Source organism: Sphingomonas astaxanthinifaciens DSM 22298, assembly GCF_000711715.1.
In the GTDB taxonomy this organism is placed as follows: domain Bacteria; phylum Pseudomonadota; class Alphaproteobacteria; order Sphingomonadales; family Sphingomonadaceae; genus Sphingomicrobium; species Sphingomicrobium astaxanthinifaciens_A.
The window spans coordinates 1,085,033-1,107,841 of record NZ_JONN01000001.1 but is presented as its reverse complement, the minus strand read 5'-3'; the positions used below and the strand labels follow the sequence as shown (position 1 = coordinate 1,107,841).

Sequence of the window (22,809 nt, the reverse complement as noted above, 5' to 3'; positions counted from 1 at the left end):
GGGTCGTCCGCATGGTCATCCGTTAAATGAAGTTTTACCTCGCTGCTCTAGTTCCATCCGTCATGGATGAAAGCAGTCAGGCCCAGAACCGGCGCGAGCGTCGTTCCAACGTCTTGTTGACGGCCGTGATCGAGCTCTCGGGACGGACGCTCGACGTCAAGCTGCGCAACCTGTCCGCCGATGGGGCACTGGTCGAATCCGACTGCCTGCCGGTGGAAGGCGCCGAGATCCGCTTCAAGCGCGGCGACCTCATCGTGGCGGGCAAGGTGATCTGGGTTCGCGGCACGCGTGCGGGAATCAACTTCCATACCCCGCTCACGCCCGAAGCCCTGCTTCGGCATGTGCCCACCCCGCGCCCGCGGGTTGCTCCCGACTTCCGCCGTCCGGGGCTTGCGTCGCGTCCGCTCAGCCCGTCGGAAAAGATTGCGGCGGCGAGATGGGCGGTGACGCCCGCGCACGACGTTCCCGGCGAATAAGCGAGGCGGAAGCGGGCGTGCCGCTCAGGCGGCGCGGCTCTGCCGACGCTGGCCGCGCAACCATTCGATCAGGGTCGGGAGCGGAAGCAGCCGGTTGAAGGTGATCCCGGCAAAGCCATTGTCGATCCACCGCACCACCGCCGGCTGCGGGTCGAGGCCGGTGAGGCTGACGACCACTTCGGCATTGCGCGCGAACTGGATGGAGGTGGCGATCTTGATGCCGCCCTGGCTGATGTCGCACGCCCGGGCGCGGTGGATGCTCGCGCCCTCGCGGATGGTGACAAAGGCATTGGTCTCGATCCGCGGCATGCGCGGGCGGGGGCCGTCCTCGCTCTGGGTCAGCATCGCAATGACGTCGATCGGTTGTTCGAAGGCGAGGCCGACATTGGGATCGCGGACCCAGGCGACCTTGCCGGACAGCGGCTGGCCGCACTTGAGCTCGACGGTCAGCTCGCTCCCGAGTTCGAGCCCGCCGGTATAGAGCCGGAGCATCGCGCCGCCGGCCGAGATATTCTTGATCAGGCAGAGCTCGCGGCGCCCGTCGACCACCATCGTTCCGACCCGGAAAAGGGTCAGATGCCGATCGCCCTCGCGGCGATCCTCAGGTTGGGGCGCCTGGTCACTCAGCGAATAGAGGGTCGTTTCGACGGGCATCTCATCCACATTATAGCTCCCGGACTGCCAGACCGGGGCCTGACCGTCATTCCCCACCCGAGGAGGTTTTATGGTCCGATTGGTTGCCAAAGGGTTGCGCCCGATGGCCATTGCTACCGTTCCGGGATAGATTGGCGGTTCGTCGAAAAATCCCCCGGGAGAAGCGTCGATGTTGATCGCCCTGATCGCCTTGGCCGCCGTGCCGCTCGCCGCTTCGCCCGTTCCCCCGGCTCCGCCGATCGGTCAGGTGACCCGCCTCGAGGCGACCGCCACCCCGGCTCCGGCACCCGAAAAGCCGGGCGAACAGGTCGATCTCACCACCGGCGCCGACACGCGGCTGACCGTTCCGGTCTCGGTCGGAGGGGCGGGGCCGTTCCGCTTCCTCGTCGACACCGGCGCCGACAGCAGCGCGGTCTCGCGCCAGCTCGCCGACCGGCTCTCGCTTCCGCCGGGACGCACCGCCAAGCTCCACAGCGTCACCGGCCAGACCAGTGTCGCGACCGCATCGGTCACCGGCATGAGGGTCGCGACCCGCACCTTGCCCGATGTCACCGCGCCGGTGCTCGAGGCACAGAACGTCGGGGCCGACGGGATTCTCGGGACCGACGTCCTGCGCTCGGCGATGGTCCGCTTCGACTTTCGCAACAATCTCCTGTCGATCGTGGCCAGCGACCGCGCCAGCCGCCGGGCCGAGCCCGACACCATTGTCGTCGAAGCCCGCAAGCGCGCCGGCCGGCTGATCATCACCGAGGCCGAGCTCGATGGCCAGCGCCTGACCGTTGTCCTCGATACCGGCTCGGAAATCTCGATCGGCAACGAGGCGCTGCGCCGCGCGCTCGCCCGGCGCCGGGCACTGACCGACAACCAGCCGATCGAGCTGCGCTCGGTCACCGGGGCCATGCTCCAGGCGCGCTACATGCTGGTGCGCCAGCTCGACATCGGAGGCGTGACGATGGCCGGGCTGGGAATCGCCTTTGCCGATGCCCACACCTTCACCGCCATGGGGCTGAACGAGCGGCCCGCGCTGCTGCTCGGCATGAACGCGCTCCAGGCGTTCGACAGCGTGACCATCGACCTCGCGGCGAGGAAGCTCCGCTTCGCCATGCCCGGGCGCGGCCAGCGGATGGACAATGCCCTTCTCGGAACGAGCCGCCAGCGCGGCTGACTCCTGACGGCAGGGGCAGGCAGGTCGGGCCCGGGGGCGAAGCCCGACCCGCCCGGACTTCAGCGCTTCCTGGCGTGCGCGGCCTTCTGCGGGGCCTTGGCCACCTCTTTCTTGGCGGCCTTGTGGGTCGATTTTGCCGAAGCGGCGGCGACCGGCTTGGTGGTGGCACTGGTCTTCGCGGCCAGCGCCGGAGTGGCGGCGATCGCCAGCGCGCCGAGGCCGATGAGGGTGGTGCGGATCATGTGGTCACTCCTTGTCGATGGGCCCCGTCAGCGGGGATGCCCTCGGTCTCGCACGGCCCGGCTCTGCGCTCGATGAAGCCGAACTTACGCATCGGTAAGGAAGGCCGTCTCTCCATCGGGAACAGGCGCATCATGAGAGATTTGTCATGTTGCGCCCAACTGGCCGCAATCCGCCGAGCGCCACGCTGACGCGCCCATGACCGCCACCACGCAGCGTCCACCATCCCCTCGACCCGGTCTCGGCCGGCCCGTCCTCATGACCCTGTCGCTCGCCATGGCGCTGTTGGCGATCCAGGGGGCCCGGCTGCGCGCCGCCGAGCGCGAGGAAGCCGCCTTGCTCCGCTTCGACCGGATGATCGGCGCGACGGTCCAACCGGTGACGGGGGACCTGGCGCAGGCGGCGGGGCTTCCAGCGGGCTCGACCGGCCTGTTCGTGACCAGCCTCGCGAGCCCCGGACCCCGCGCGTCGGGGCTTCGCGTCGGCGACGTCATCGAGCGGATCAACGAGGATGACGTCGCCAATCTCTCCGACGTCCGCGCCTTGCTGTCGCACCGGCCCGGCCGTCTCGACCTCGAGCTCCAGCGCGCCGGACGCGATCTCGTGACGACGGTGGACATTCGGTGATCGCGGGCCTTGAACCCGTTCCCGCCCTCGACCTAGTCTCACCGTCTGGAGCCAAGATGTCGCGCAAGATCCTGCTGGTCGAAGATGACAAGAATACCGCGGACTATCTGCGCAAGGGACTGACCGAGGCCGGCTATGTCGTCGACTATGCCGACAACGGCCGCGATGGCCTCTTCCATGCGACCGACGGCAGCTATTCGGTGATCATCCTCGACCGGATGCTGCCCGGGATGGACGGTCTGTCGGTCCTTGCCGCGCTGCGCGCCGCGGGTACGCACACGCCGGTCCTGTTCCTCTCGGCCATGGGCTCGCTCGACGAGCGCGTGAAGGGGCTCGAAGGCGGGGCGGACGACTATCTGGTCAAGCCCTTCGGCTTCGCCGAATTGCTGGCACGAGTCACCAACCTCCAGCGTCGCGGTACGGCCACGGTGGTCGAGACCAGCCTTCGCTGCCGCGACCTCGAAATGGACCTCCTGACCCGCAAGGTCCGTCGTGGCGACCGGCCGGTCGATCTCCAGCCGCGCGAATTCCGGCTGCTCGAATTCCTGCTCCGGCACTGCGGGCAGGTGGTCACCCGGACCATGCTGCTCGAGAGCGTCTGGGACTATCATTTCGATCCCGGAACGAACGTCATCGACGTCCACGTCAGTCGGCTTCGCCGCAAGATCGAGGAAGAGGGTCGGCCCGAACTGCTGCAGACGGTGCGCGGTGCCGGCTATCGGCTGGGCCCCGACGCCTGACCCGCCGCCTTTCCCCCCGCTCGATCACCGCGCAACTGTTCGCGGTCGCGCTGCTGCTCCAGGTGCTGTCGGCGGCGATCCTGCTGGCGGTCGTCTGGAAGGTCGCCGAGCAACGGGTCGAGCGCAATTCGCGCGCGCTCGCGATCCAGCTTCGCGAAGACATGACCGACGAATTTCGCGACGAGGGCATGGCCGATCTCACACGTCTCGTGCGGACTCGGGCCGCCGATCCGGCCGATCGCGATCTGGTCCTGCTGCTGGTCGACGCCCGGGGCCGGGTGCTTGCGGGCAATATCGCCGAGTGGCCGCCGAGCGTGCCGCTCGACAGCCGCTATCGCCAGATCTCCCTGTTCCGCAACGACCGGGCCGCGCCGGAGCGCATGGGGGTGATCGGGACCCGTCTCGACGGCGGCGCTCGCCTGCTGTCGGGCTATGTGCTGGAGGACGAGGCCGCGCTGTTCCGGCTGCTCGGCGAGGTGCTGACCATCGCCATGCTGCTCGGCCTGCTGCTGGCGGGAATCGGCGCGGCCATCACCATCAAGCTCGTCACCAGCCGGATTCGGGTGCTCGAGCAGACCAGCAGCGCGGTCGCCGCCGGCCTCCTCTCACGCCGCGTTCCCGAGCAGGGCACCGGCGACGCCTTCGACCTGCTCGGGAGCAGCATCAACAATATGCTCGAGCGGATCGAGCATCTGGTTTCCGAGCTCCAGGTCGTCACCGAGGGACTGGCGCACGACCTGCGCTCGCCGCTCACCCGGCTCCAGGTCAATCTCGACCGGCTTTCGGCTGGCGAGCTCGATCCGGGCGCCCGCGCGGCGCTCGACAAGGCCGCCGCCGAGGCGAAGCTCGTCCTTCGGATCGTCGCCACCGCGCTGGAGATCGCGCGGGTCGAAGCGGGGGCCGGGCGCGAGCGCTTCACCCGGATCGAGGTCGCACCGCTCCTCGGCGATCTCGCCGAATTGTACGGCCCCGCGTTCGAAGAGATGGGGCACAGGCTCGAGGTCAGCGCCGAGCCGCTGACCCTGCGCGCTGACCGCGCCTTGCTCAGCCAGTCGCTCGGCAACCTCCTCGAAAATGCCATCGTCCACGCCGTGCCCGGCCGGGTCACGCTGGGCGCCAAGCAAGCCGGCGACCGGGTGTTGCTCTTCGTCGCCGATCGCGGCCCTGGGATCCCCGAGCACCAGCGCGAGCAGGCGATGCAGCGCTTCGGGCGCCTCGACCCCGCCCGGCATGGCCAGGGCACCGGGCTCGGCCTGTCCCTCGTCCAGGCGGTGGCCCGGCTCCACGGCGGGAGTTTCCGGCTCGAGGATGCCGGGGGAGGCTTGCGAGGCGTGATCGACCTGCCCCTGAACGCGGGCCCGGACGAGTGATCGCGGCGATCGGGCCCAGGCGGTCAGGCAGCTTCGGCCGTGACCCGCGGACCCTGGAGGAAATCGAGGATCAGCCCGGCCGCCCGGCGGGAGGCGCTTCCGGGAACCCGCGCGATCCGTTCGCCGAACAGCCGCAGCTGCGCGGCCTCATGGCGGCGGCGATGCTCCCCTGTCGCGCGGGCCAGCGCCGCGGGCAGCTCGGCCGCCGAGCCGATCACCTCGCCGGCGCCCCAGTGGGCATAACTCGGATCGCCCGCGTGATCGACGCCATGGCTGTTGACGAAGATGCAGGGCCGCGGCCGCTCGAGGAACTCGTAGACCTGGCTGCTGACGTCGCCGAGATAGATGTCGGCTGCCCGCGTATAGCTCATGTCGGTACAGGCCCGGCTGCCGGTGTCGACCAGGATGTTGGGCGCGCGCCGCACGGCCTCGGGGACATGGCCCGTCCGCTTCATCGTCAGCTTGTCGATCGTCAGCGCGAAGGGCCGCTCGAACAGCATCACGTGCGGGGCGAAGATGAGATTGTAGTCGGAGCTGGTGCGGAAGAAGTCGAGGATCGCCGCGCCGTCGCGATACCAGGAGGAGAGGTGCGGCGAGACGTGCGGATTGTAGAGCACGGTCGGCCGGCCTTCGGGAAGCGGCAGCTTCGGCAGTGGCTGGAAGAGGGTGTCGAACTTCGGATAGCCCGCGATCCTCACCTGCTCGGGCGCCAGTCCCGTTTCGGCGATCAGCCGGTCGCGGATCAGCGGGCCCGACACCAGCACGAGGTCGAAGCGCGCGCTGGCCGCATTGAAGCCGATCGCGCGGTCGCCGGCGCCGTGCCGGGTGTGAATGAGCTTCAGCCCTTCGAGCCCGTAATGCGTCTTGAGGATCGCCGACGTCTTTTCCGCCACCACCAGCGCGTCGAGCGAGCGGAAGAAATCGAGATTGTCGCGATAGACCGCGAGCTTGGCGAGCGGCGCGACGCTTTCGAACAGCCCGATCGCCACCCGGCTGGCGAGGCTGCAGGGGCGCAGGTCGACCCGGGTGACGACGGGCTTGCCGGGCCATTGGGCGATCAGGTGATCGACCTCGGCCCTGAGCCGGGCGTTGGTGGTCGCGATGACGACCTCGATCCCCGCACCCGACCCGGCCAAGGCGAGGGCGACCGGGAGGCTGTGGGCGACCTGGTGGATCTGGTCGTGGTTGAAGAGAAATCCGACACGCATGCCGTGCTGATGCGCCCGCGCGCCTGCGCGCCACCCTGTCCCCGACATGACAAATCGGTAAGGTGACACCGCCCGTGGACCAGTGGATCGGGCTCGTCGTGCATGATTTCTCGCCCGGCGGAACCGAGCGGATCGCGCTTCGCCTGGCCGGCGCCTGGTCGCGAGCGGGACGACCGGTGATCATCTTCTGCGGCGATCCGACCGGTCCGCTGGCGCGTCTCGTGCCGCCGACGGCTCGGCTGGTCAGCCCGGCGCGGCCGATCCGCCGCGGTCCGGGCTCGCGCCGCCGGCTTGGCGCATGGGTCGCCGCCGAAGTCCGGGCATTCGCCATCGCCGGCCTGTTCGTCCCCGGCAATTTCCACTTTCCCGTGCTGGAGACCCTCGGTTCGACCGCGCCGCGACCGCGCCTCGTCGCCAAGCTCAGCAACGCGCTCGATCGCCCGGGCACCAGTCCGCTGCTCCGGCGCCTGTCGCACGCCCGGATGAGGCGGCGACTGCGGCACGCCGACCACGTCGTCGCCATGTCGCCCGCGCTTGCCGAGGAAGCGCGCCGCCGGCTCGGCGACCTGCCGCTCGTCGTCGTGCCCGAACCGATCCTCGAGGACGAGGACCCCGTCGCCATCGACAGCCGGCGCGGCGGGATCGTCGCCGCCGGCCGCTTCGTGGCCCAGAAGAACTTTGCCCTCGCGGTCGAGGCGATGGCCGAACTGCCCGGGGGGGAGCGGCTCACCATCCTCGGCGACGGCGCGGAGCTGGCCGGAATCGCCGCGCGGATCGCTGCCCTCGGTCTGGAAGATCGGGTCCTGCTTCCCGGCCGGGTGAGCGACGTCCATCCGCATTTCGCCCGCGCGAAGGTGTTTCTCCTCTCCTCGCGCTACGAAGGCTATCCCGCCGTTCTCATCGAGGCGATCGCGGCCGGCTGCCGGATCGTCGCCACCGATTGCAGCCCCGCCATAAGCGAAATCGTCGACGATCCGGCGGTCGGCGAGGTGGTCGCAAATCTCAGGCCCGCGGCCCTCGCCGCCGCGCTGGATCGCCAGCTCCGCCTCCCGCCGCCCCTGGCCGGGACGATCGCCCGGATCACCGCCCCGCACCGGATCGGCGCGGTCGCAAACCACTATCTTGAGCTGCTGACCTCGGCATGAGCGCGGGCCTCGCAGAGCGCGGCGGGGTGGCGCGCATCTTCGCCAATCTCGGCCTGCTGCTCGGCGGGAAGGCCGGCGCCGGCCTGATGAGCCTCGTCTATCTCGTCCTTGCCGCGCGCGCGCTCGGCGCGACCGATTACGGGACGCTCGTCCTCGTCCATGCTTATGCGACCCTGCTCGGCGGGGTCATCGCCTTCTCGGGCTGGCACGGCGTCGTGCGCTACGGCAATATCGCCTATGAGGCCGGCGACCATCACCGGCTGCTCCGGCTGACACGCTTCATGGCGCTCGTCGAGGTCGGCTGCGGGGTCGTCGCGATCCTCGTCGCCGCGGCGCTCGTGCCCCTCGTCGGTCCGCACATGGACTGGCCGCCGGCCGCCATGGCGCTGGCGGTGCCTTATTCGCTCGCCATTCTCGCCAACGTCCGTTCGACCCCCCACGGCCTGCTCCAGATCGCCGGGCGCTTCGACCTCATCAGCCTCCACCAGCTGGTCAGCCCGACCGTCCGCCTCGTCGGAAGCGTCGCCGCCTGGCTCTCCGGCGGAGGGCTCACCGCTTTTCTTCTCGTCTGGCTGGCGGCGGCGATCCTCGAGGGGGTAACCATGTGGCTGCTCGGCTGGTGGGGAACGCGCGGCATGCGCCTCTCGGCGCCGCTGCTGGGCGGGGTGCGCGGGACCGTTGCCGAGAACGAGGGGCTGCTGCCCTTCATCGTCACCACCAACGTCGACCTCACCTTGAGCGAACTCGGCCCCAAATTGTCGCCGCTGACGGTGGGATGGATGCTGGGCCCCGCCGCGGCCGGCATCTTTTCGCTCGCCCAGCGCGCGAGCGTCGTGCTCCAGCAGCCCGCGACCATGCTCGGCCAGGCGAGCTATGCGGTCATCGCCAAGCTGCTTGCCGCCGGCGACCGGCGCGGGTTCCGCCGCTCGGTCCGCCACTCCGCGCTCGTCGCGACCGCGATCGGCACGCCGATCACCCTCGTCATCGGGCTGTTCGGCAACCCGATCCTCCACCTCCTCGGCGGCCGGAGCTTCGGCGGCGCTGCCCTGCTCCTGTTCCTGATTGCCGCCGGCCGGCTGGTCGCGCTCGGTGCCACCTCGCTCTCCTCGGGCCTGATCGCGTTCGGCCGTCCGACGCGCTCGATCACCGCCAATCTCGTCGGCAACCTCCTCCTCTATCCGCTGCTGCCGTTGATGCTGCTGTGGTTCGGCCTCAACGGCGCCGGCTGGCACGCCCTCCTCCAGTCGCTGCTCGTCGTCGCGCTGCTCGCCTTCTATTTCGAGAAGGAAGTTCGCGCATGGGCGAAGGGCTGATGGACATCTGGAAGATCGGGATCGTCGCGGCGCCGCTCGGCGACCTCTTCCGTGCCGGCCGCATCGACCAGCCCATCAGCTGGGTCGAAGGGCAGGGGGCCTATCGCTTCCTCGCCGACCCCTTCGGCCTTGAGCGCAACGGTGCGTTCTTCGTCTTCGCCGAAGCCTATGACTATCGCACCCGCCTCGGCGCGATCGACGTCCTGCGCTTCGATCCGGATCGCACCTTGCGCGAGCGCCGACGCTGTCTAACCGAGCCCTGGCACCTCTCCTATCCGGTCGTGTTCGAGGACGAGGGCGAAACCTGGATGCTGCCCGAGGCCTCGCGTTCGGGCCGACTGACGCTCTACCGGGCGACCCGCTTTCCCGACGCCTGGGAAGGCGTGGCCATCCTCGACCTGCCCCATGTCGCGATCGACGCCACGCCTTTCCGGCACGAGGGTCGCTGGTGGCTGCTTTACGCGGCCGAGGGAGCGCTCCACCTCGCCTTTGCCGACGTCCTCACTGGCCCCTGGCACGCCCATCCTGACAGTCCGCTGACCCGCGATCCTCGTGGCGCCCGGCCGGGGGGCACGCCGGTGCGGGTCGACGGCCGGCTGTGCGCGCCGGTCCAGGATTGTTCGCGCACCTATGGCGGCGCGATCCGGCCCCTGTGGTTCGACGCGCTGACCCCCGAGCGCGCCGTCACCCGCCTCGGTGACCCGATCCTCGCTCCTGTATCGGCCGGCACCTTCCGCGACGGGCTGCACAGCATGAGCGCCTGCGGCCCCGTCACGCTGATCGACGTCAAGCGGATCGAGCGCTCGCTCCTCCGGCTTCCGGTCGACCTTCTCGGGCGAAGCCGGCGAGCCGCGCGAGGATGGCGCGCGCGCGCTCCTCGAACGCCGGCTCGCTGAACCGCTCGAGCACACGGGTCCGTCCTGCCTGGCCCATCGCCGCCAGCCGCTCGGGCCGCGACAGGAGGTCGCGCAGCGCCGTCGCCAGCCCCTCGGCATCGTCCGGCGCGACCAGCCGCCCGGTCTCGCCATCGACGATGCTGTTGGCCATCTCGCCCACGGCCGAGCCGATCACCGGCAGCCCCGCCTGCATCGCCTCGTGCGCCGCGATGCAGAAGCCCTCGCCGCGCGAAGGCTGGAGATAAAGGTGCAGCCCGGAGAGAAATGCCTCGCCCGCCGCGGTGAAGCCCGGGAGATGCAGATCGATACCAGCCGCGCGTGCCTGCTGCTCGAGCGCAGATCGCGCCTCGCCCTCGCCGCCGATCGTCACCTCCCACGGCGCAGGCGCGACGAAGCCGTTGCGTCGGAGAATCCCCATCGCCGCGACCAGCAGGTCATAGCCTTTGACCGGGTGCAATCGCCCGAGGCTTCCGAGGCGCAGGGTCTCCCCCGGCGACCACGGCCTCGCCACCGGCGCGGCAGGATCGGTGGCGAAGATCGGCCAGCTCGTCAGCCGCTCGGGCGGCACGTGGAGCCGTTCGGCCGTCAGCGCGGTGATCGCCGCCGAATCCCCGATCCACAGCCGGGAGCGGCGCTGCGTCGCGCGCAGGAGCAGGAGGTTCGCGGGCTTGAGAAACGCCGCATGCTGCCAGCTCACGACCGGGATTGCGCGCCTCCGCCCGACCTGCTGGCCGAGCAGGGTCGCGCGCGTGAGCGAGGTCCAGATGACGTTGGGCCCCCAGCGCGCGACCTCGCGGTCGAGCCAGCGCAGGGCGTGCAGATGGTCGGTCCGACCGCCCTCGCGCAGCACGTAATCGAGGCCGGCCGCATCGAAGCGGGGAAGGGCGCGGCGGTCGCGGGGGGTGAGGATGAGGAGCCGGACCTCGGCGCCGAGCCGGGCGAGCGTGCCCAGGATCCGCGGCACGGGAAAGGCCGCGCCGCCGCCCTCGGCCGAGTTGATGACGTAGATGATCCTCATCGTCGCGCCATCACCGCCCAGCGGAGTTGAGGACATGGCGTGAGCCGTGCTGGGCTCGAACCAGCGACCCGCTGATTAAAAGTCAGCTGCTCTACCGACTGAGCTAACGGCCCACGCGAGGGCGCACCTAGGGCTTTCGCCGCCGCTTGCCAAGGCGGGCCGCGAGTTGCCTTGCGCTCAGGCCGTCGCGTACCCGCCAGTGCGGCGCGATTCCGGCCAGCGGGAGCAGCATGAACGGCCGTTCCTCGAGCCGGGGATGGGGAATGACCAGGGTTCGCGAGCGCCAGCGGCCGCCGTCCCAGGCGAGGAGGTCGAGGTCGAGCACCCGGGCGGACCAGCGTTTGCCCCGCCGACGCCCGAACTCGCGTTCGATCTCCTTGAGGGCACGAAGCATTGCCGGGGGCTCGAGCGGGCTCTCGACCATCGCCGCGGCATTGGCGAAGTCCCGGCCCGCGCCGCCCGCCGCTGGATTGATCATCAAGGGCGAGGCGTCGAACAGCCCGAAGCGCCGGTCGAGCTCGGCCACCGCCGCCGCGACCACGCCGGCGGGCCGCCCATGCCGCCCGTGCGGCCGGTTCGAGCCGATCGCGATCGCGTAAAGATGAGGTTGCTTCACGGCGTTCGCCCTGAGCCAAGTCGTGCAGCGGCGCAACGTGCTTCGACATCTCCATTCCAGTCGATAAGAAGGCCCATGCTGTTCCCGAGCCCGCCCGTCGTCTCCCCCGTGCCCGAGGCCGAGGCGCCGCGCGACTGCCCGCTCTGCCCGCGGCTGGTCCGCTTCCGCGAGGAATGCCGGGCCGAGCATCCCGGCTGGTGGAATTCCCCCGTTCCCGCCTTTGGCGATCCCGACGCCTGGCTCGCGGTGGTCGGCATGGCGCCGGGCAAGCAGGGCGCGAACCGCACCGGCCGGCCCTTCACCGGCGATTTCGCGGGCGACCTCCTCTACGCGACGCTGGCCAGGTTCGGCCTGGCGACCGGCACCTATCGCGCCGACCCCGGCGACGACGTCCGCCTCGAGGGCGCGCTCATCCTCAACGCGGTGAAGTGCCTGCCGCCCCAGAACAAGCCCGAGCCGAGCGAGATCGCCACCTGCCGGACCTATTTCGAGGCGGCGCTCGCGCAGCTCCCCAAGGTCCGCGTGCTGGTCGCTTTGGGCGCCATCGCCCACGCCGCCGCCGCCCGCGCGCTCGGGCTCCGGCCGGTCCATGCCAAGTTCGGGCACGGCAGCGAGGTCGTCGCGCCCGACGGCCGGATCCTGCTCGGCACCTATCATTCGAGCCGCTACAACCAGAACACCGGCCGGCTCACTGCCCCGATGTTCGAGGACGTCTTCGCCAAGGCCATGGAGCATCGCCCTGGTTGAGCAGATCGCCACCGAGCGCCTCGTCCTGCGCCGCGCCCGGATCGAGGACGTCGGCGCGATGCATCGCATCATGCGCGATCCCGAGGCCATGCGCTTCTGGTCGACCTTGCCGCACGAGAGCGTGAAGACCACCGCCGACTGGGTCCGCTCGATGCTCTCGCCCCCGCAGGAGAGCGACGACTTCATCGTGACGCTGGACGGGGCGGTGATCGGCAAGTTCGGCGCCTGGGCGCTTCCCGACTTCGGCTATCTCCTCGACCCCGCCCACTGGGGAAAGGGCTATGCGAGCGAGGCCATGGCGGCCTTCCTCGACCATCGCCGCCGTCAGGGCAGCTTATTCCTCACCGCCGACACCGATCCGCGCAACACGGCCTCGATCCGGCTGCTCCAGCGCCACGGCTTCGTCGAGACCGGCCGGGCGACAAAGACCTGGCTGATCGGCGGCCAGTGGTTCGACAGCATCTACTGGCGCCGGGACCTCTGAGCGCTCAAGAGAGGATTGCGTGGGCCCCGAGGTCGGCCGTCGCTTCGCCGCGCACCAGCTTCGCATAATGATCGACCAACGTGTCGCTTCCGCTCGAAGGGGTCGCCTCGGCGTCGTAGCGACCGGTTGCGGGATCGAGCACCAGCATCGACTGAGTCGCATAATAGCGCCCGATCCGCGCCAGCTCGGCCTTGTCGGCGAGGCGCGGCGAGAATCGGCCGAGCCCGCCGAGCACCGCGATCACCGCGTCGAGCAGTCCCACCGGCACCGAGCGGAAGCGCGGCGGCTGCCTAAGCAGCGCGAACAATGCCTCGCCCTGCTCGCGCGGGGTGATCGCCGGGCCAGGGCCGCCGATGGGGAGGATCCGGCCGCGCAACGCCTCGTCGTCGACGCAGGCCGCGAGATAGGCCGCAAGGTCGGCGTCGCTGATCGGCTTGCAGGCGGTCAGCCGGCCGTCCCCGAACAAGAGAAAGGGCTTGCCCCGCTGGACCCGCGCCACTTGCCCCGACAGCGATTTGAAGTAGGCGGTCGGCCGGACGATGCTGTAGGCCATCCCCGACCCGATCAGCGCCTGCTCGAAGGCCAGCTTGGCATGCTGGAAGGCGAGCAGCGGCTTCTGGACGCAGATCGCCGACAGCAGCACGAAATGCATGACGCCGGCCGCTTTCGCCGCCTCGAGCAGGACCAGATGCGCGTCATGGTCGATGGCCCAGGCATCGCGCGGCGCCCCCGTTCGCGAGGCGAGGCAGGAAACGACCGTATCGAACCGCTCCCCCCGAAACCCGTCCCGAGCGACCGAGCCTGGGTCGGTCACATCGCCGACCCGGACCTCGGCCCCGGCAAGACCTGCCTGGACCGCCGCCGCCGTCGAACGCCGAACCAGGCACACCACCTCATGCCCCCGCGCCACCAGCGCCCGCACCGTCGCCCGCCCGATCGTCCCCGTCGCCCCGACGAGGAGAATGCGGCGGGGAACCGGAGGGCGGGGTTCATGCGGGATGCGGTCGGTCACCCGGTGAAGCCTGCCATTTTCGGCGCAAGCCGTCACCCGGGGCGAGGCCCGAAGTCTGCCACGGTACACATGTCCGCTTCCGACCCATTGCGGACAGCAGGCCGCACTGACATGGTCGTGTGGTGACGAGTGGTCCCACCGTGCCGCCTCGCGCGCTTCATCTCCTGTGGCTCTGGCTATCTGGCTTGATGTTCGTTGCTTTAGCCGTCTTGTTGTTTTCGTTTCAGCAGCGCGGGCGGATTGGCTGGCAAGATGTCGGGAATTATTTGGTCGCGGGCTCACCGGCCTACCTAGTGCCGTTAATCGTCGGGCTTTTTCTTCGATGGCGTTGGCTCCGCAAGAAGAATGCCGCTCAGGCCTTTGAGCACCGCCTAAAGGGCTTGGCGCCTCTGGACTTCTGACGTCTGCTTCCGACCCCTTGCTGACGTTCATTGGGCGTGCTTCGTTGAGTCAAGTAAGTTGGAGGCAGTTCGGCATGAGCGTTTGGCTGAGGATAGTGGCGGCCTTGGTTTGGACTGCCCTTTGCTTTGCCGGAACAGCGTTGTGGCTACTCGGCTCAACGCTCGGTGACTGCTTTGACCTGAGATGTCACGAAGCCCAGCCCAATCTCACGGGCAGCTTACTCCTCGTGATCGCTGTCTGGTTCATCGTCTCGACGCTCGTCCTTTTCGGGCGCGGACGAGGTCACCGCACTTCGGAGTGATGTCCGCTTTCCACCCAATGCAGACATTCGCAGCAGCACTTGCAATGTAGGAATGCGCCTGCTTTTCTAACCCAAGCGGTTCGTCGCGAGGCTCTTTGCATCGTTGGTTCGACAGGTTAGGGCGCGATCACTTGTCGTGCCGCCACCAGGCGCAATAGGCGCGAAGTTCGTGAATTTATGCCTGAGCAACTCGGCAACGCGACTCGCGCACCCTGTGACGTTTGAGACCTTTGCGAGTGGTCAGATGTCTTGCACCAGCCGCCCGTACAGCTCCGGGCGCCGGTCGCGGAAGAAGCCGAAGGCGGCGCGGTGGCGGCGGGCAGCATCGAGGTCGAGGGTCGCGCTGAGCACGCCGGTCTCGGTCGCGCCGAACTCGGCGAGGAGGTCGCCGCGCTCGTCGCAGATGAAGCTGTGGCCATAGAAACGCTGGCCGCCTTCCGTGCCGATCCGGTTCGCGGCGACCACCGGCACGACGTTCGAGACCGCATGGCCGATCATCGCCCGCCGCCACAGCCGGCTGGTGTCGAGATCGGGGTCGTGCGGCTCGGTCCCGATCGCGGTCGGGTAGAAGAGGATCTCGGCCCCCATCAGCATCATCGCCCGCGCGGTCTCGGGATACCACTGGTCCCAGCAGATGCCGACGCCGAGCTTCTCGTGCGCCGGGCCGTCCCACACCTTGAAGCCGGTGTTGCCCGGCCGGAAGTAGAACTTCTCCTCATAGCCCGGGCCGTCGGGGATGTGGCTCTTGCGGTAGGTGCCCATGATCTTGCCGTCGGGGTCGATCATCGCGAGGCTGTTGTAGTGATGCGGCCCGTCGCGCTCGAAGAAGCTGGTCGGGATCCAGATCTTGAGCTCGGCGGCCAGCTTGCGCATCGCCACCACGCTGGCGTGGCTCTCGGTCGGCCTGGCGGTCGCGAACAGGCCCTCGTCCTCGGTCCGGCAGAAATAGGGCCCTTCGAACAGCTCGGGGGGGAGCACGACCTCGGCGCCCTTGGCCGCGGCCTCGCGGACCAGCTCAGTCACCGCGGCGATGTTGGTCTCGATATCGCCTCCGAGTTCGAGCTGGAGGGCGGCGACGTGGACTTCGGACATGGCTTCGAACCTCTAGAGGCGGACGCCGAACCGGCTGAGGGCGGCGGTCATCAGGATGTAGAGCAGGATGGTCATCGCGCAGCCGAGGCCGAGCGCTGGCCAGAATTCCATGCCGCGGCGAAGCAGCAGGGGCATGACGAGGAACATCGGGATGGTGGGCAGGAAATACCAGAAGGTGTTCTGGATATAGGTGGCGAGCTCGGCCTTGTCGGTGCCGTCGCGCCACAGCCAGATCATGCTGAGCACCGACACCAGGGGCAGCGAGACGATCAGCGAGCCCATCGCCGGCGAGCGGCGGGCAATGGTCGAGGCGAGCGCGACGAGCAGGCCCGAGAGCAGCGCCTTCAGCCAGAAGACGATCACGCCGGGATCTGCTGCGAGATGCAGTGGAAGCTGCCGCCGCCGGTCAGGATATGGTCCGCCCTCAGCCCGACCACGCGATGCTGGGGGAAGATCGCCTGCAGCACGGTCACCGCCGCCTGGTCGTTCTCGGCTCCGTAGAGCGGCACCACCACCGCGGCATTGCCGATCAGGAAGTTCATGTAGCTCGCCGGGATGAGGTCGCCGTCGGCCTCGATCCGGCCGGGGGAGGGAATGTTGACGAGATCGAGGCCCGCCGCCTTCACCCGCCTGGCCGCATCGGCATAGACCGCGGCATTGGGATCGTCCTTCGCCGGGGTCGGAAGCAGCACCCGGCCCGGCGCGACGAACCGCGCCAGATTGTCGACATGGCCGTCGGTATGGTCGTTGGCGAGACCCTCGCCCAGCCACACGACCTTGCTCGCGCCGAGATCGCGGGCGAGCCGCTCCTCGATCTGCGCGCGGCCGAGACCGGGGTTGCGATTGGGATTGAGCAGGCACTGCTCGGTCGTCAGGAACGTCCCCGAGCCGTCGCCGTCGATCGCGCCGCCTTCGAGGATCCAGTCGGCCTTGGCGTAGGGGAGGCTGGCCGAGGCCGCGAGACGCTCGCCGATGCTGTCGTCGCCCTCGAGATCATATTTGCCGCCCCAGCCGTTGAAGCCGAAGCCCTGGGCGCGCCGGTCCTTGCCCGAACCGAGCACGATCGGCCCCGTGTCGCGCAGCCAGATGTCGCCGAACGGCTCCTCGAAAATGGTCGCGAAGGGGGCCAGCCGGCGCGCCTCGGCCGCCGCCTCGCTATCGGCCGCGACCAGCACGATCTGCTCGCCCTTGCCGCCCGCGTGGAGCGCCTTGGCGAGCGCGGCGACCTCGGCCTGCGCAGGGGCCAGGTCCTCGACCCACAATTCGGGATCGCTCGGAAATCCGATCCACATTGCATCGTGCGTGGACCATTCGGGGAGGGGGGACGAGTGCATGGCGCGGCGAGTAGCAATGGCGGGCTGCAAGGCCAAGTTGCTTTACCCGTCGCGAGGTGCAAGCTAGCGCGGCCGAACGCCCTCCAGTTTGCCAGAACGGGTCCGTGCAAAGCCGCCCTTCTCATGAGTGAAGACGAGTTCTCCCGTCCGAGGCACGAGCATCTGTTGCTTCTGCTCCTATTCCTGCTGTTCGCGGCCGCGTCGCTGGCGGCTCCGATCAACCATGACGAAAGCCAGTATGTCGGCGCGATCGCGATGATGCGCGAGGGCCTGCCATTCCGCGACTGGCCCTTCCTCCAGACCCCGCTCCAGCCGCTCCTGCTCTCGCCGCTGTCGCTGCTTCCCGCCGGCTGGCTGCTGGTCGGGGCGCGGCTTGCGAACGTCCTCTTCGGCGTGCTCGCCTGCTGGGCGCTGCTGCGCCTGTTCCGCGACCGCATCCCTTTCTGGGCGGCGGCCGCGACCACGATCGGCATGGCTACCACCAACGCCTTCCTGTTCGGAACCGAGGTGGCCCGCAACGACATGCTTCCGGCCGCGCTCCTCGCGCTGAGCCTGTTCGCCTTCCTGCCGCATGGCGAGATGCCGAGCTGGCGCCGGACGGGCCTCGCGGGGCTGTTCCTCGGCCTCGCCATCTCGGCCAAGATCAGCATGGCGGTACCCGCCGCGGGGGCGGGCCTGTGGCTGCTGTGGCGCTTCAACCGGGTCGGAGCGAGGGCGGTGGCGACCGCGGCGCTCGGCGGGCTGGTCGGGCTACTGCCCAGCCTCGTCCTCTACGCCATGGCGCCCGAGCGCTTCACCTTCGGGGTCTTCACCTACAGCCTCGTCGCGCCCGAACTCTACTGGAACGGCATCGGCGAATCCTGGCGGCTGCATCCGCTCAGCAAGCTCGACGACATCGTCGCCGAATCGCTTCGCGGCGCGACCGCACTGGCGCTGCTGCTCACCATCTTCACGCTCCGCTCGCGCGCTCGCCAGCGATTGTTCGAGATCATGGCGCTGGGCGGACTGGTCGCCGCCTACCTCCCCGACCCATTCTTCAAGCAATATATGATCCCGCTCCTCCCGCCGCTGTTCGCGCGGGCGGGGCGGGCGCTACCGATGCTGGGCCCGCTCGGCCGCCGGGTCACGCTGGCGGCGGGCGCGGTGTTCGCGATCGTCGGCGCGAGCGGCTCGCTCAAGGCGATCGCAACCATGGCGATGCGCGAGCCGCCGCTGCTCGAGGCGGTCGACCGCGGCCGGATCGTCGCCGCCGTCGCCGCCGGCCGGCCGGTCGCCACCCTCTCGCCCGAACAGATCGCAGGGGCCGACGTGCGCCTCGATCCCGACTTCACCGCCGGGCCGTTCCTGTTCCGGATCCAGGGGCCCACCGGCGCGATGGTCGAGGCCGAGGTCGGCGCACCGACCTTCCAGCGCCTCGGCGACCTCGACCGCGATCCGCCGGCCGTGCTGGTCACGGGCGCCGAGCGCCGCGTCCGCCCGCCGCTCTTCCCGCACGGGCTCGACGACAGCCTCGACGACTGGGCGGCGAGCCGTGGCTATCGCCCCCAGCCGCTGCCGGGGCGCGGCTGGCGGATGTGGGTCGCGCCAACGAAAAGGGGCGGCCCCGAAGAGCCGCCCCATTACGGTCAGGTCCGGACCCCGCAGGGTCCGTCCCGCAAACCCGCTTAGCGCGAGTAGAATTCGACCACGAGGTTCGGCTCCATCCGGACCGGATAGGGCACTTCGTCGAGGGTCGGAACGCGGGTGTAGGTCACCTTGGCGTTGCCGTCCGGCGAGACGTAGTCGGGGATGTCGCGCTCGGCCAGGCTCTGCGCCTCGAGGACCAGCGCCATTTCCTGCGCCTTGGGCCCGAGCTCGATCACGTCACCGACGTTGATGCGGCGGCTGGCAACGTTGCACTTGCCGCCATTGACGCGGACGTGGCCGTGGCTGACGAGCTGGCGGGCGGCCCAGATGGTCGGCGCGAACTTGGCGCGATAGACCACCATGTCGAGGCGGCGCTCGAGCAGGCCGATCAGGTTCTGGCTGGCGTCGCCCTTCATCCGGCTCGCTTCGAAGAAGGTCCGCTTGAACTGCTTCTCGGTGACGTCGCCGTAATAGCCCTTCAGCTTCTGCTTGGCGCGCAGCTGGATGCCGAAGTCCGACATCTTGCCCTTGCGGCGCTGGCCGTGCTGGCCGGGACCATATTCGCGCTTGTTGACCGGGCTCTTCGGGCGACCGAAGACGTTCTCGCCCATGCGGCGGTCAAGCTTGTACTTGGCGCTGGTGCGCTTCGACATTCCATTACTCCAATTGCGTTTGCGTCTGTTTCCGGAACCGCGCTGCCGTCGACCAGGATCGGGACAGGGCCACCGCTTCACCGGAGTGCGAGGCCAATTGCGAAGGCGCGCCCCTAGGCGAAGGGGTTGCGAAGGTCAAGGTCAGCGGCCACTAGCGTTGCCCATGAGCGAAACCGTCGCCCCCGAGGATTGCACCACCATGACCGAGGTCCGCGCCGGCGTGGACGCGGTCGACCGCGCCGTCGTGGCGCTCCTGAAGCGCCGCTTCGGCTACATGGACGCCGCGGCCCGGATCAAGCCCGACCGCTCGGCGGTCCGCGACGAGGCGCGCAAGGCGGACGTGCTCGCCAAGGTGCGCGCGGCGGCGGAAGAGATGCAGTTGCCCCGGCCGGACCTGGCCGAGGCGCTGTACGACCAATTGGTAGAAGCCTCGATCGCCTACGAATTCGAAGTCTTCGACCGCACCCGGGGCTAGTTGCCGCGCGTCCCCGCGTCGGCCATGCCGTCGGCATTGCCCTGGCCTTCGCGGGCCTTCCACTCGCTGGCGGTCAGGCAGATGCGCTTGGAGCGGTGAAGCCCGACCGACGACATCTCGCGGCGGCAGATCTTGCGCTCTTGCTTGGCTTCCGCCGTCTGCACCGGGGTCGTCGGGGCCGGGACGGTTTCCGAAGCGGCGGGAGCAGCCTGGACAGCGAGCAAAGCGGCGAAAATCAGGGACATAAGAGAATCCTCTCGGACGCAAACGAATGGCTGCGGGGTCTTGCGGGCCGCCGCGCGAGAGGTCAACCGCGCGAGCGGCGTTCTTCGACCAACGACCGGATCATTCCACGGACCGCCTTGATCTCGCGGGTCGACCAGCCGGGCTTGGTGAGGATCGTGCGAATGGTGTTCTTGGTCGCCTGGGTTCGCTCGGGCGGATGGAAATAGCCGCTCGCCTCGAGCGCGTCCTCGAAGTGGCCGATCAGCCCCTCGAGGTCCGATTGCGGCGCGCGCGGTTCCTGCTCGAACTGCGTCGGCTGGGCGAGGCTTTCCCCGCGCGACCATTCATAGGCGAGCAGGATCACCGCCTGGGCGAGGTTGAGGCTGCCGAATTCGGGGTTGATCGGCACGGTCACGATGTGGCTGGCCAGCACCACGTCCTCGGTCGCGAGGCCCGAGCGCTCGGGTCCGAACAGGATCGCGCTGCGGCCGCTGGTCGCCCGGATCGCCGATGCCATCTCCTCGGGACCGACCACCGGCGTCATGACGTCACGCTTGCGCACCGTCGAGGCGAACACCTGCCCGCAATCGGCGATCGCCTCGGCGACGCTGTCGAAGACCTGCGCCCGCTCGAGCACGACATCGGCCCCGCTCGCCGCCGGGCCAGCCTCGGGATTGGGCCAGCCGTCGCGCGGCGCCACCAGCCGCATCTCGGTCAGCCCGAAATTGAGCATCGCCCGCGCCGCCTTGCCGATATTCTGGCCGAGCTGCGGACGGACGAGGACGATGACGGGGGGCGGGCTCTGCTCCTTCGATACGCGGCCCTCGGCTTCGCTCGGTCCGCTACTCAGAACGAGCGGCCTTTCTTCATTCCGTTGGTCCTGAGTAGGCGCTGAGCCTGTCGAAGCGCCGTATCGAAGGAAGAGCTTGCGCGAGAGTGCCTGCACGCCCTCCCAGTCACCGGCGATCAGCGCTTCCTTCTTGGCGCGGCTCCAGCCCTTGATCCGCCGTTCGGCCTCCAGCGCCTCGTCCCGTGTCGTAAACTCCTGCGACCAGACCAGCTCAACCGGCAGGCGGCTCGACGTGTAGCCCTCGACTTCCCCCGATCGGTGTTGGGCCACCCGCGCCGTGAGGTCGTCCGAATGACCGACGTAGTAACTGCCGTCGGCGCAGCGGAGCATATAGGCTGCGAATGTCACAGCAACTTGCCCGGGGGCGCCGCGGGATCGTCGGCGGGCTCGCCCACTTCCTCGGCGATTTCGGCAAAATCGCTCGCTTCGGAGAAGTCGCGGTAGATGGAGGCGAAGCGGATGTAGGCGACATGGTCGAGGGTCTTGAGCCCCGCCATCACCTTCTCGCCGATCTGCTCGGCGCGCACCTCGTCGCCGCTGGTCTCCAGCTGCCTCTGGATGCCCGACACCAGCCGCTCGATCTTCTCGAAGGGAATGTCGCGCTTGGCGCTGGCGAAGCCGATCGCGCGGGCAAGCTTGGCCCGGTCGAAGGGCTCGCGGCGGCCGTCCTTCTTGATCACCACGAGATCGCGCAGCTGGACCCGCTCGAAGGTGGTGAAGCGCGCACCGCATCCCTCGCACTGCCGCCGGCGACGGATCGCCGCCCCGTCTTCCGACGAGCGGCTGTCCTTCACCTGGCTGTCGAGATCACCGCAAAATGGGCAGCGCATCCTCAGCCCTGATAGATGGGGAAGCGGGCACAGAGCGCGCGGACGCGCTCGTTCACGTCCCGCTCGACCGCGCCATTATTCTCGACGCCGTTGGCGCGCAGCCCCTCGAGGACGTCCGCGACCATGTCGCCGATCTCGCGGAATTCGGCCTCGCCGAAGCCGCGGGTGGTGCCGGCGGGCGAGCCGACGCGGATCCCGCTGGTCTTCATCGGCGGCAGGGGATCGAACGGAATGCCGTTCTTGTTGCAGGTGATGCCGGCACGCTCGAGGCTCTCGTCGGCGTCCTTGCCGGTGATCCCGAGGGGCCTCAGGTCGATCAGCGCGAGGTGGGTATCGGTGCCGCCCGCGACGAGGTCGGCGCCGCGCTCCTTCAGCCGGTTCGCCAGCGTGCGGGCATTGGCGACCACCGCCTTGGCGTACTTCTTGAAATCGGGCTGGAGCGCCTCGCCGAAGGCGACCGCCTTGGCGGCGATGACGTGCATCAGCGGGCCGCCCTGCAGGCCCGGGAAGACCGCCGAGTTGAACTTCTTCGCCAGCGCCTCGTCGTCGGTCAGGATCATGCCGCCGCGCGGGCCGCGCAGGGTCTTGTGGGTGGTGGTGGTGACCACATGCGCGTGGCCGAAGGGCGAGGGATGCTCGCCCGCCGCGACCAGCCCGGCGAAATGCGCCATGTCGACCATCAGCATGGCGCCCACGCCGTCGGCGATGGCCCGGAAGCGCGCGAAATCGAGATGGCGCGGATAGGCCGAGCCGCCCGCGATGATCAGCTTGGGCTTGTGCTCCTTGGCAAGCCGTTCGACCTGCTCGAAGTCGACCAGATGATCGTCGGCGCGCACGCCATATTGGATCGCCTTGAACCACTTGCCCGACTGGGCCGGCGGCGCGCCGTGGGTGAGGTGGCCGCCCGCGTCGAGGCTCATGCCGAGGATCGTGTCGCCGGGCTGCAGGAGGGCGAGGAACACCGCGCCATTGGCCTGCGCGCCCGAATGCGGCTGGACGTTGGCGAAGCCGCAACCGAACAGCTGCTTGGCCCGCTCGATCGCGAGGGTCTCGACCGCGTCGGAGGGATGGCAGCCCTGGTAGTAGCGGCGGCCCGGATAGCCCTCGGCATATTTGTTGGTGAACACCGAGCCCTGCGCCTCGAGCACCGCCTTGGAGACGATGTTCTCGGACGCGATCAGCTCGATCTGGGTCTGTTCGCGGGTCAGTTCGTCACGAACCGCGGCGGCGACGGCGGGGTCGGCCTGCTCAAGGGCGCGGGTGAAGAAGCCCTCGGGTTGCTGGTCGTTCAAATTGGCGGCGGTGGCCAT

26 protein-coding genes and 1 tRNA gene are annotated in these 22,809 nt (G+C 69.1%); 12 read left to right on the top strand and 15 right to left on the bottom strand.

Annotation, left to right across the window (positions count from 1 at the left end; all coding sequences use genetic code 11):
• Positions 1 to 26: 26 nt before the first annotated feature.
• Positions 27 to 476: a PilZ domain-containing protein gene (locus BS69_RS0105580; RefSeq protein ID WP_084184320.1), complete on the top strand. Its 450-nt coding sequence runs from the start codon at positions 27 to 29 to the stop codon at positions 474 to 476.
• 24 nt (positions 477 to 500) lie between these two features.
• On the opposite strand, the gene BS69_RS0105575 is transcribed toward BS69_RS0105580, so the two are convergent.
• Positions 501 to 1,130: a PilZ domain-containing protein gene (locus tag BS69_RS0105575; RefSeq protein ID WP_029940984.1), complete on the bottom strand. Its 630-nt coding sequence runs from the start codon at positions 1,128 to 1,130 to the stop codon at positions 501 to 503.
• A gap of 169 nt (positions 1,131 to 1,299) precedes the next feature.
• On the opposite strand from BS69_RS0105575, the gene BS69_RS0105570 reads away from it, so the two are divergent.
• Positions 1,300 to 2,295 carry a retropepsin-like aspartic protease gene (locus tag BS69_RS0105570; protein WP_051676567.1) on the top strand — a complete coding sequence of 332 codons (996 nt, stop codon included), beginning with the start codon at positions 1,300 to 1,302 and terminating at the stop codon, positions 2,293 to 2,295.
• A 59-nt stretch (positions 2,296 to 2,354) separates the two neighbouring features.
• On the opposite strand, the gene BS69_RS0105565 is transcribed toward BS69_RS0105570, so the two are convergent.
• A complete protein-coding gene (locus tag BS69_RS0105565) occupies positions 2,355 to 2,537 on the bottom strand; it encodes a hypothetical protein (protein ID WP_029940982.1) in 183 nt (60 codons plus the stop codon).
• A gap of 196 nt (positions 2,538 to 2,733) precedes the next feature.
• Here BS69_RS0105565 and BS69_RS0105560 point away from each other — a divergent pair, with 196 nt between their 5' ends.
• The 3 genes from BS69_RS0105560 (at position 2,734) to BS69_RS0105550 (ending at position 5,272) form a co-directional block, all read left to right on the top strand.
• Positions 2,734 to 3,162 (top strand): PDZ domain-containing protein, encoded by a 429-nt coding sequence (locus BS69_RS0105560; RefSeq protein ID WP_084184316.1) that lies wholly within the window; start codon positions 2,734 to 2,736, stop codon positions 3,160 to 3,162.
• A 56-nt stretch (positions 3,163 to 3,218) separates the two neighbouring features.
• A complete protein-coding gene (locus BS69_RS0105555) occupies positions 3,219 to 3,902 on the top strand; it encodes a response regulator transcription factor (RefSeq protein ID WP_029940980.1) in 684 nt (227 codons plus the stop codon).
• 62 nt (positions 3,903 to 3,964) lie between these two features.
• On the top strand, positions 3,965 to 5,272 hold the full coding sequence (locus BS69_RS0105550; protein ID WP_051676566.1) for a HAMP domain-containing sensor histidine kinase: 1,308 nt from the start codon (positions 3,965 to 3,967) through the stop codon (positions 5,270 to 5,272).
• A 23-nt stretch (positions 5,273 to 5,295) separates the two neighbouring features.
• Here BS69_RS0105550 and BS69_RS0105545 read toward each other — a convergent pair whose 3' ends face one another.
• Positions 5,296 to 6,480 carry a hypothetical protein gene (locus tag BS69_RS0105545; RefSeq protein WP_029940978.1) on the bottom strand — a complete coding sequence of 395 codons (1,185 nt, stop codon included), beginning with the start codon at positions 6,478 to 6,480 and terminating at the stop codon, positions 5,296 to 5,298.
• 74 nt (positions 6,481 to 6,554) lie between these two features.
• Between BS69_RS0105545 and BS69_RS0105540 the strand changes: the two genes are divergently transcribed.
• The 3 genes from BS69_RS0105540 to BS69_RS0105530 are packed head-to-tail and all read left to right on the top strand — an operon-like array spanning position 6,555 to position 9,834.
• Positions 6,555 to 7,625, top strand: a complete 1,071-nt coding sequence (locus tag BS69_RS0105540; protein WP_156956912.1) for a glycosyltransferase — start codon at positions 6,555 to 6,557, stop codon at positions 7,623 to 7,625.
• Positions 7,622 to 8,938: a lipopolysaccharide biosynthesis protein gene (locus BS69_RS0105535; protein ID WP_029940976.1), complete on the top strand. Its 1,317-nt coding sequence runs from the start codon at positions 7,622 to 7,624 to the stop codon at positions 8,936 to 8,938. Before BS69_RS0105540 ends, BS69_RS0105535 begins: the two co-directional genes overlap by 4 nt.
• The gene (locus BS69_RS0105530; RefSeq protein WP_037504390.1) at positions 8,923 to 9,834 is read left to right on the top strand and encodes a glucosamine inositolphosphorylceramide transferase family protein; all 912 of its coding nucleotides are present in this window, start codon (positions 8,923 to 8,925) and stop codon (positions 9,832 to 9,834) included. Before BS69_RS0105535 ends, BS69_RS0105530 begins: the two co-directional genes overlap by 16 nt.
• On the opposite strand, the gene BS69_RS0105525 is transcribed toward BS69_RS0105530, so the two are convergent.
• The 3 genes from BS69_RS0105525 to folK all read right to left on the bottom strand — a co-directional run bounded on the left by BS69_RS0105525 (position 9,725) and on the right by folK (position 11,468).
• Entirely contained in the window at positions 9,725 to 10,852 is a 1,128-nt protein-coding gene (locus BS69_RS0105525; RefSeq protein ID WP_037504389.1) for a glycosyltransferase family 4 protein, read from the bottom strand. The genes BS69_RS0105530 and BS69_RS0105525 overlap by 110 nt on opposite strands.
• 40 nt (positions 10,853 to 10,892) lie before the next feature.
• Positions 10,893 to 10,965: transfer RNA gene (locus BS69_RS0105520), tRNA-Lys, on the bottom strand.
• A gap of 14 nt (positions 10,966 to 10,979) precedes the next feature.
• Complete coding sequence (folK, locus tag BS69_RS14215) at positions 10,980 to 11,468, bottom strand: 2-amino-4-hydroxy-6-hydroxymethyldihydropteridine diphosphokinase (protein WP_029940973.1); 489 nt, start codon at positions 11,466 to 11,468, stop codon at positions 10,980 to 10,982.
• A gap of 75 nt (positions 11,469 to 11,543) precedes the next feature.
• Between folK and BS69_RS14210 the strand changes: the two genes are divergently transcribed.
• On the top strand, positions 11,544 to 12,215 hold the full coding sequence (locus BS69_RS14210; RefSeq protein ID WP_029940972.1) for a uracil-DNA glycosylase: 672 nt from the start codon (positions 11,544 to 11,546) through the stop codon (positions 12,213 to 12,215).
• Entirely contained in the window at positions 12,160 to 12,699 is a 540-nt protein-coding gene (locus tag BS69_RS0105505) for a GNAT family N-acetyltransferase (protein WP_342665815.1), read from the top strand. The genes BS69_RS14210 and BS69_RS0105505 overlap by 56 nt, the downstream gene beginning before the upstream one ends.
• A gap of 4 nt (positions 12,700 to 12,703) precedes the next feature.
• Here BS69_RS0105505 and BS69_RS0105500 read toward each other — a convergent pair whose 3' ends face one another.
• From BS69_RS0105500 to BS69_RS0105480, 4 genes are all read right to left on the bottom strand, one after another.
• Positions 12,704 to 13,711, bottom strand: coding sequence for an NAD(P)H-binding protein (locus BS69_RS0105500; protein ID WP_245605114.1), 1,008 nt, complete (start codon positions 13,709 to 13,711; stop codon positions 12,704 to 12,706).
• A gap of 943 nt (positions 13,712 to 14,654) precedes the next feature.
• Positions 14,655 to 15,506: an N-carbamoylputrescine amidase gene (gene aguB / locus BS69_RS0105490; protein WP_029940968.1), complete on the bottom strand. Its 852-nt coding sequence runs from the start codon at positions 15,504 to 15,506 to the stop codon at positions 14,655 to 14,657.
• Positions 15,507 to 15,518: 12 nt separating this feature from the next.
• Complete coding sequence (locus BS69_RS0105485; RefSeq protein WP_029940967.1) at positions 15,519 to 15,869, bottom strand: DUF3147 family protein; 351 nt, start codon at positions 15,867 to 15,869, stop codon at positions 15,519 to 15,521.
• The gene (locus BS69_RS0105480; protein WP_029940966.1) at positions 15,866 to 16,840 is read right to left on the bottom strand and encodes an agmatine deiminase family protein; all 975 of its coding nucleotides are present in this window, start codon (positions 16,838 to 16,840) and stop codon (positions 15,866 to 15,868) included. Before BS69_RS0105480 ends, BS69_RS0105485 begins: the two co-directional genes overlap by 4 nt.
• Before the next feature lie 123 nt (positions 16,841 to 16,963).
• Here BS69_RS0105480 and BS69_RS0105475 point away from each other — a divergent pair, with 123 nt between their 5' ends.
• A complete protein-coding gene (locus tag BS69_RS0105475; RefSeq protein WP_029940965.1) occupies positions 16,964 to 18,508 on the top strand; it encodes a glycosyltransferase 87 family protein in 1,545 nt (514 codons plus the stop codon).
• On the opposite strand, the gene rpsD is transcribed toward BS69_RS0105475, so the two are convergent.
• Positions 18,505 to 19,119 (bottom strand): 30S ribosomal protein S4, encoded by a 615-nt coding sequence (gene rpsD, locus BS69_RS0105470; protein WP_029940964.1) that lies wholly within the window; start codon positions 19,117 to 19,119, stop codon positions 18,505 to 18,507. The two genes, BS69_RS0105475 and rpsD, sit on opposite strands and share 4 nt — an antisense overlap.
• A gap of 163 nt (positions 19,120 to 19,282) precedes the next feature.
• On the opposite strand from rpsD, the gene BS69_RS0105465 reads away from it, so the two are divergent.
• On the top strand, positions 19,283 to 19,594 hold the full coding sequence (locus BS69_RS0105465; protein WP_029940963.1) for a chorismate mutase: 312 nt from the start codon (positions 19,283 to 19,285) through the stop codon (positions 19,592 to 19,594).
• Here the strand turns inward: BS69_RS0105465 and BS69_RS0105460 are convergent.
• The 4 genes from BS69_RS0105460 to glyA form a co-directional block, all read right to left on the bottom strand.
• Complete coding sequence (locus BS69_RS0105460; RefSeq protein ID WP_029940962.1) at positions 19,591 to 19,839, bottom strand: hypothetical protein; 249 nt, start codon at positions 19,837 to 19,839, stop codon at positions 19,591 to 19,593. The two genes, BS69_RS0105465 and BS69_RS0105460, sit on opposite strands and share 4 nt — an antisense overlap.
• Positions 19,840 to 19,901: 62 nt before the next feature.
• Complete coding sequence (locus BS69_RS0105455; RefSeq protein ID WP_245605113.1) at positions 19,902 to 20,999, bottom strand: TrmH family RNA methyltransferase; 1,098 nt, start codon at positions 20,997 to 20,999, stop codon at positions 19,902 to 19,904.
• Positions 21,000 to 21,013: 14 nt separating this feature from the next.
• Positions 21,014 to 21,499 carry a transcriptional regulator NrdR gene (gene nrdR, locus BS69_RS0105450; RefSeq protein WP_051676564.1) on the bottom strand — a complete coding sequence of 162 codons (486 nt, stop codon included), beginning with the start codon at positions 21,497 to 21,499 and terminating at the stop codon, positions 21,014 to 21,016.
• A 2-nt stretch (positions 21,500 to 21,501) separates the two neighbouring features.
• The gene (glyA, locus tag BS69_RS0105445; protein WP_029940959.1) at positions 21,502 to 22,809 is read right to left on the bottom strand and encodes a serine hydroxymethyltransferase; all 1,308 of its coding nucleotides are present in this window, start codon (positions 22,807 to 22,809) and stop codon (positions 21,502 to 21,504) included.

Excerpts from the sequence above, each read along its gene's own strand:
- BS69_RS0105580 (WP_084184320.1), top strand. The coding sequence starts at position 27 with ATGAAGTTTTACCTCGCTGCTCTAGTTCCATCCGTCATGGATGAAAGC.
- BS69_RS0105575 (WP_029940984.1), bottom strand. The coding sequence starts at position 1,130 with ATGCCCGTCGAAACGACCCTCTATTCGCTGAGTGACCAGGCGCCCCAA.
- BS69_RS0105570 (WP_051676567.1), top strand. The coding sequence starts at position 1,300 with ATGTTGATCGCCCTGATCGCCTTGGCCGCCGTGCCGCTCGCCGCTTCG.
- BS69_RS0105565 (WP_029940982.1), bottom strand. The coding sequence starts at position 2,537 with ATGATCCGCACCACCCTCATCGGCCTCGGCGCGCTGGCGATCGCCGCC.
- BS69_RS0105560 (WP_084184316.1), top strand. The coding sequence starts at position 2,734 with ATGACCGCCACCACGCAGCGTCCACCATCCCCTCGACCCGGTCTCGGC.
- BS69_RS0105555 (WP_029940980.1), top strand. The coding sequence starts at position 3,219 with ATGTCGCGCAAGATCCTGCTGGTCGAAGATGACAAGAATACCGCGGAC.
- BS69_RS0105545 (WP_029940978.1), bottom strand. The coding sequence starts at position 6,480 with ATGCGTGTCGGATTTCTCTTCAACCACGACCAGATCCACCAGGTCGCC.
- BS69_RS0105535 (WP_029940976.1), top strand. The coding sequence starts at position 7,622 with ATGAGCGCGGGCCTCGCAGAGCGCGGCGGGGTGGCGCGCATCTTCGCC.
- BS69_RS0105530 (WP_037504390.1), top strand. The coding sequence starts at position 8,923 with ATGGGCGAAGGGCTGATGGACATCTGGAAGATCGGGATCGTCGCGGCG.
- BS69_RS0105525 (WP_037504389.1), bottom strand. The coding sequence starts at position 10,852 with ATGAGGATCATCTACGTCATCAACTCGGCCGAGGGCGGCGGCGCGGCC.
- BS69_RS14210 (WP_029940972.1), top strand. The coding sequence starts at position 11,544 with ATGCTGTTCCCGAGCCCGCCCGTCGTCTCCCCCGTGCCCGAGGCCGAG.
- aguB (WP_029940968.1), bottom strand. The coding sequence starts at position 15,506 with ATGTCCGAAGTCCACGTCGCCGCCCTCCAGCTCGAACTCGGAGGCGAT.
- BS69_RS0105480 (WP_029940966.1), bottom strand. The coding sequence starts at position 16,840 with ATGCACTCGTCCCCCCTCCCCGAATGGTCCACGCACGATGCAATGTGG.
- BS69_RS0105475 (WP_029940965.1), top strand. The coding sequence starts at position 16,964 with ATGAGTGAAGACGAGTTCTCCCGTCCGAGGCACGAGCATCTGTTGCTT.
- rpsD (WP_029940964.1), bottom strand. The coding sequence starts at position 19,119 with ATGTCGAAGCGCACCAGCGCCAAGTACAAGCTTGACCGCCGCATGGGC.
- BS69_RS0105465 (WP_029940963.1), top strand. The coding sequence starts at position 19,283 with ATGAGCGAAACCGTCGCCCCCGAGGATTGCACCACCATGACCGAGGTC.
- BS69_RS0105460 (WP_029940962.1), bottom strand. The coding sequence starts at position 19,839 with ATGTCCCTGATTTTCGCCGCTTTGCTCGCTGTCCAGGCTGCTCCCGCC.
- BS69_RS0105455 (WP_245605113.1), bottom strand. The coding sequence starts at position 20,999 with ATGCTCCGCTGCGCCGACGGCAGTTACTACGTCGGTCATTCGGACGAC.
- nrdR (WP_051676564.1), bottom strand. The coding sequence starts at position 21,499 with ATGCGCTGCCCATTTTGCGGTGATCTCGACAGCCAGGTGAAGGACAGC.
- glyA (WP_029940959.1), bottom strand. The coding sequence starts at position 22,809 with ATGGCCACCGCCGCCAATTTGAACGACCAGCAACCCGAGGGCTTCTTC.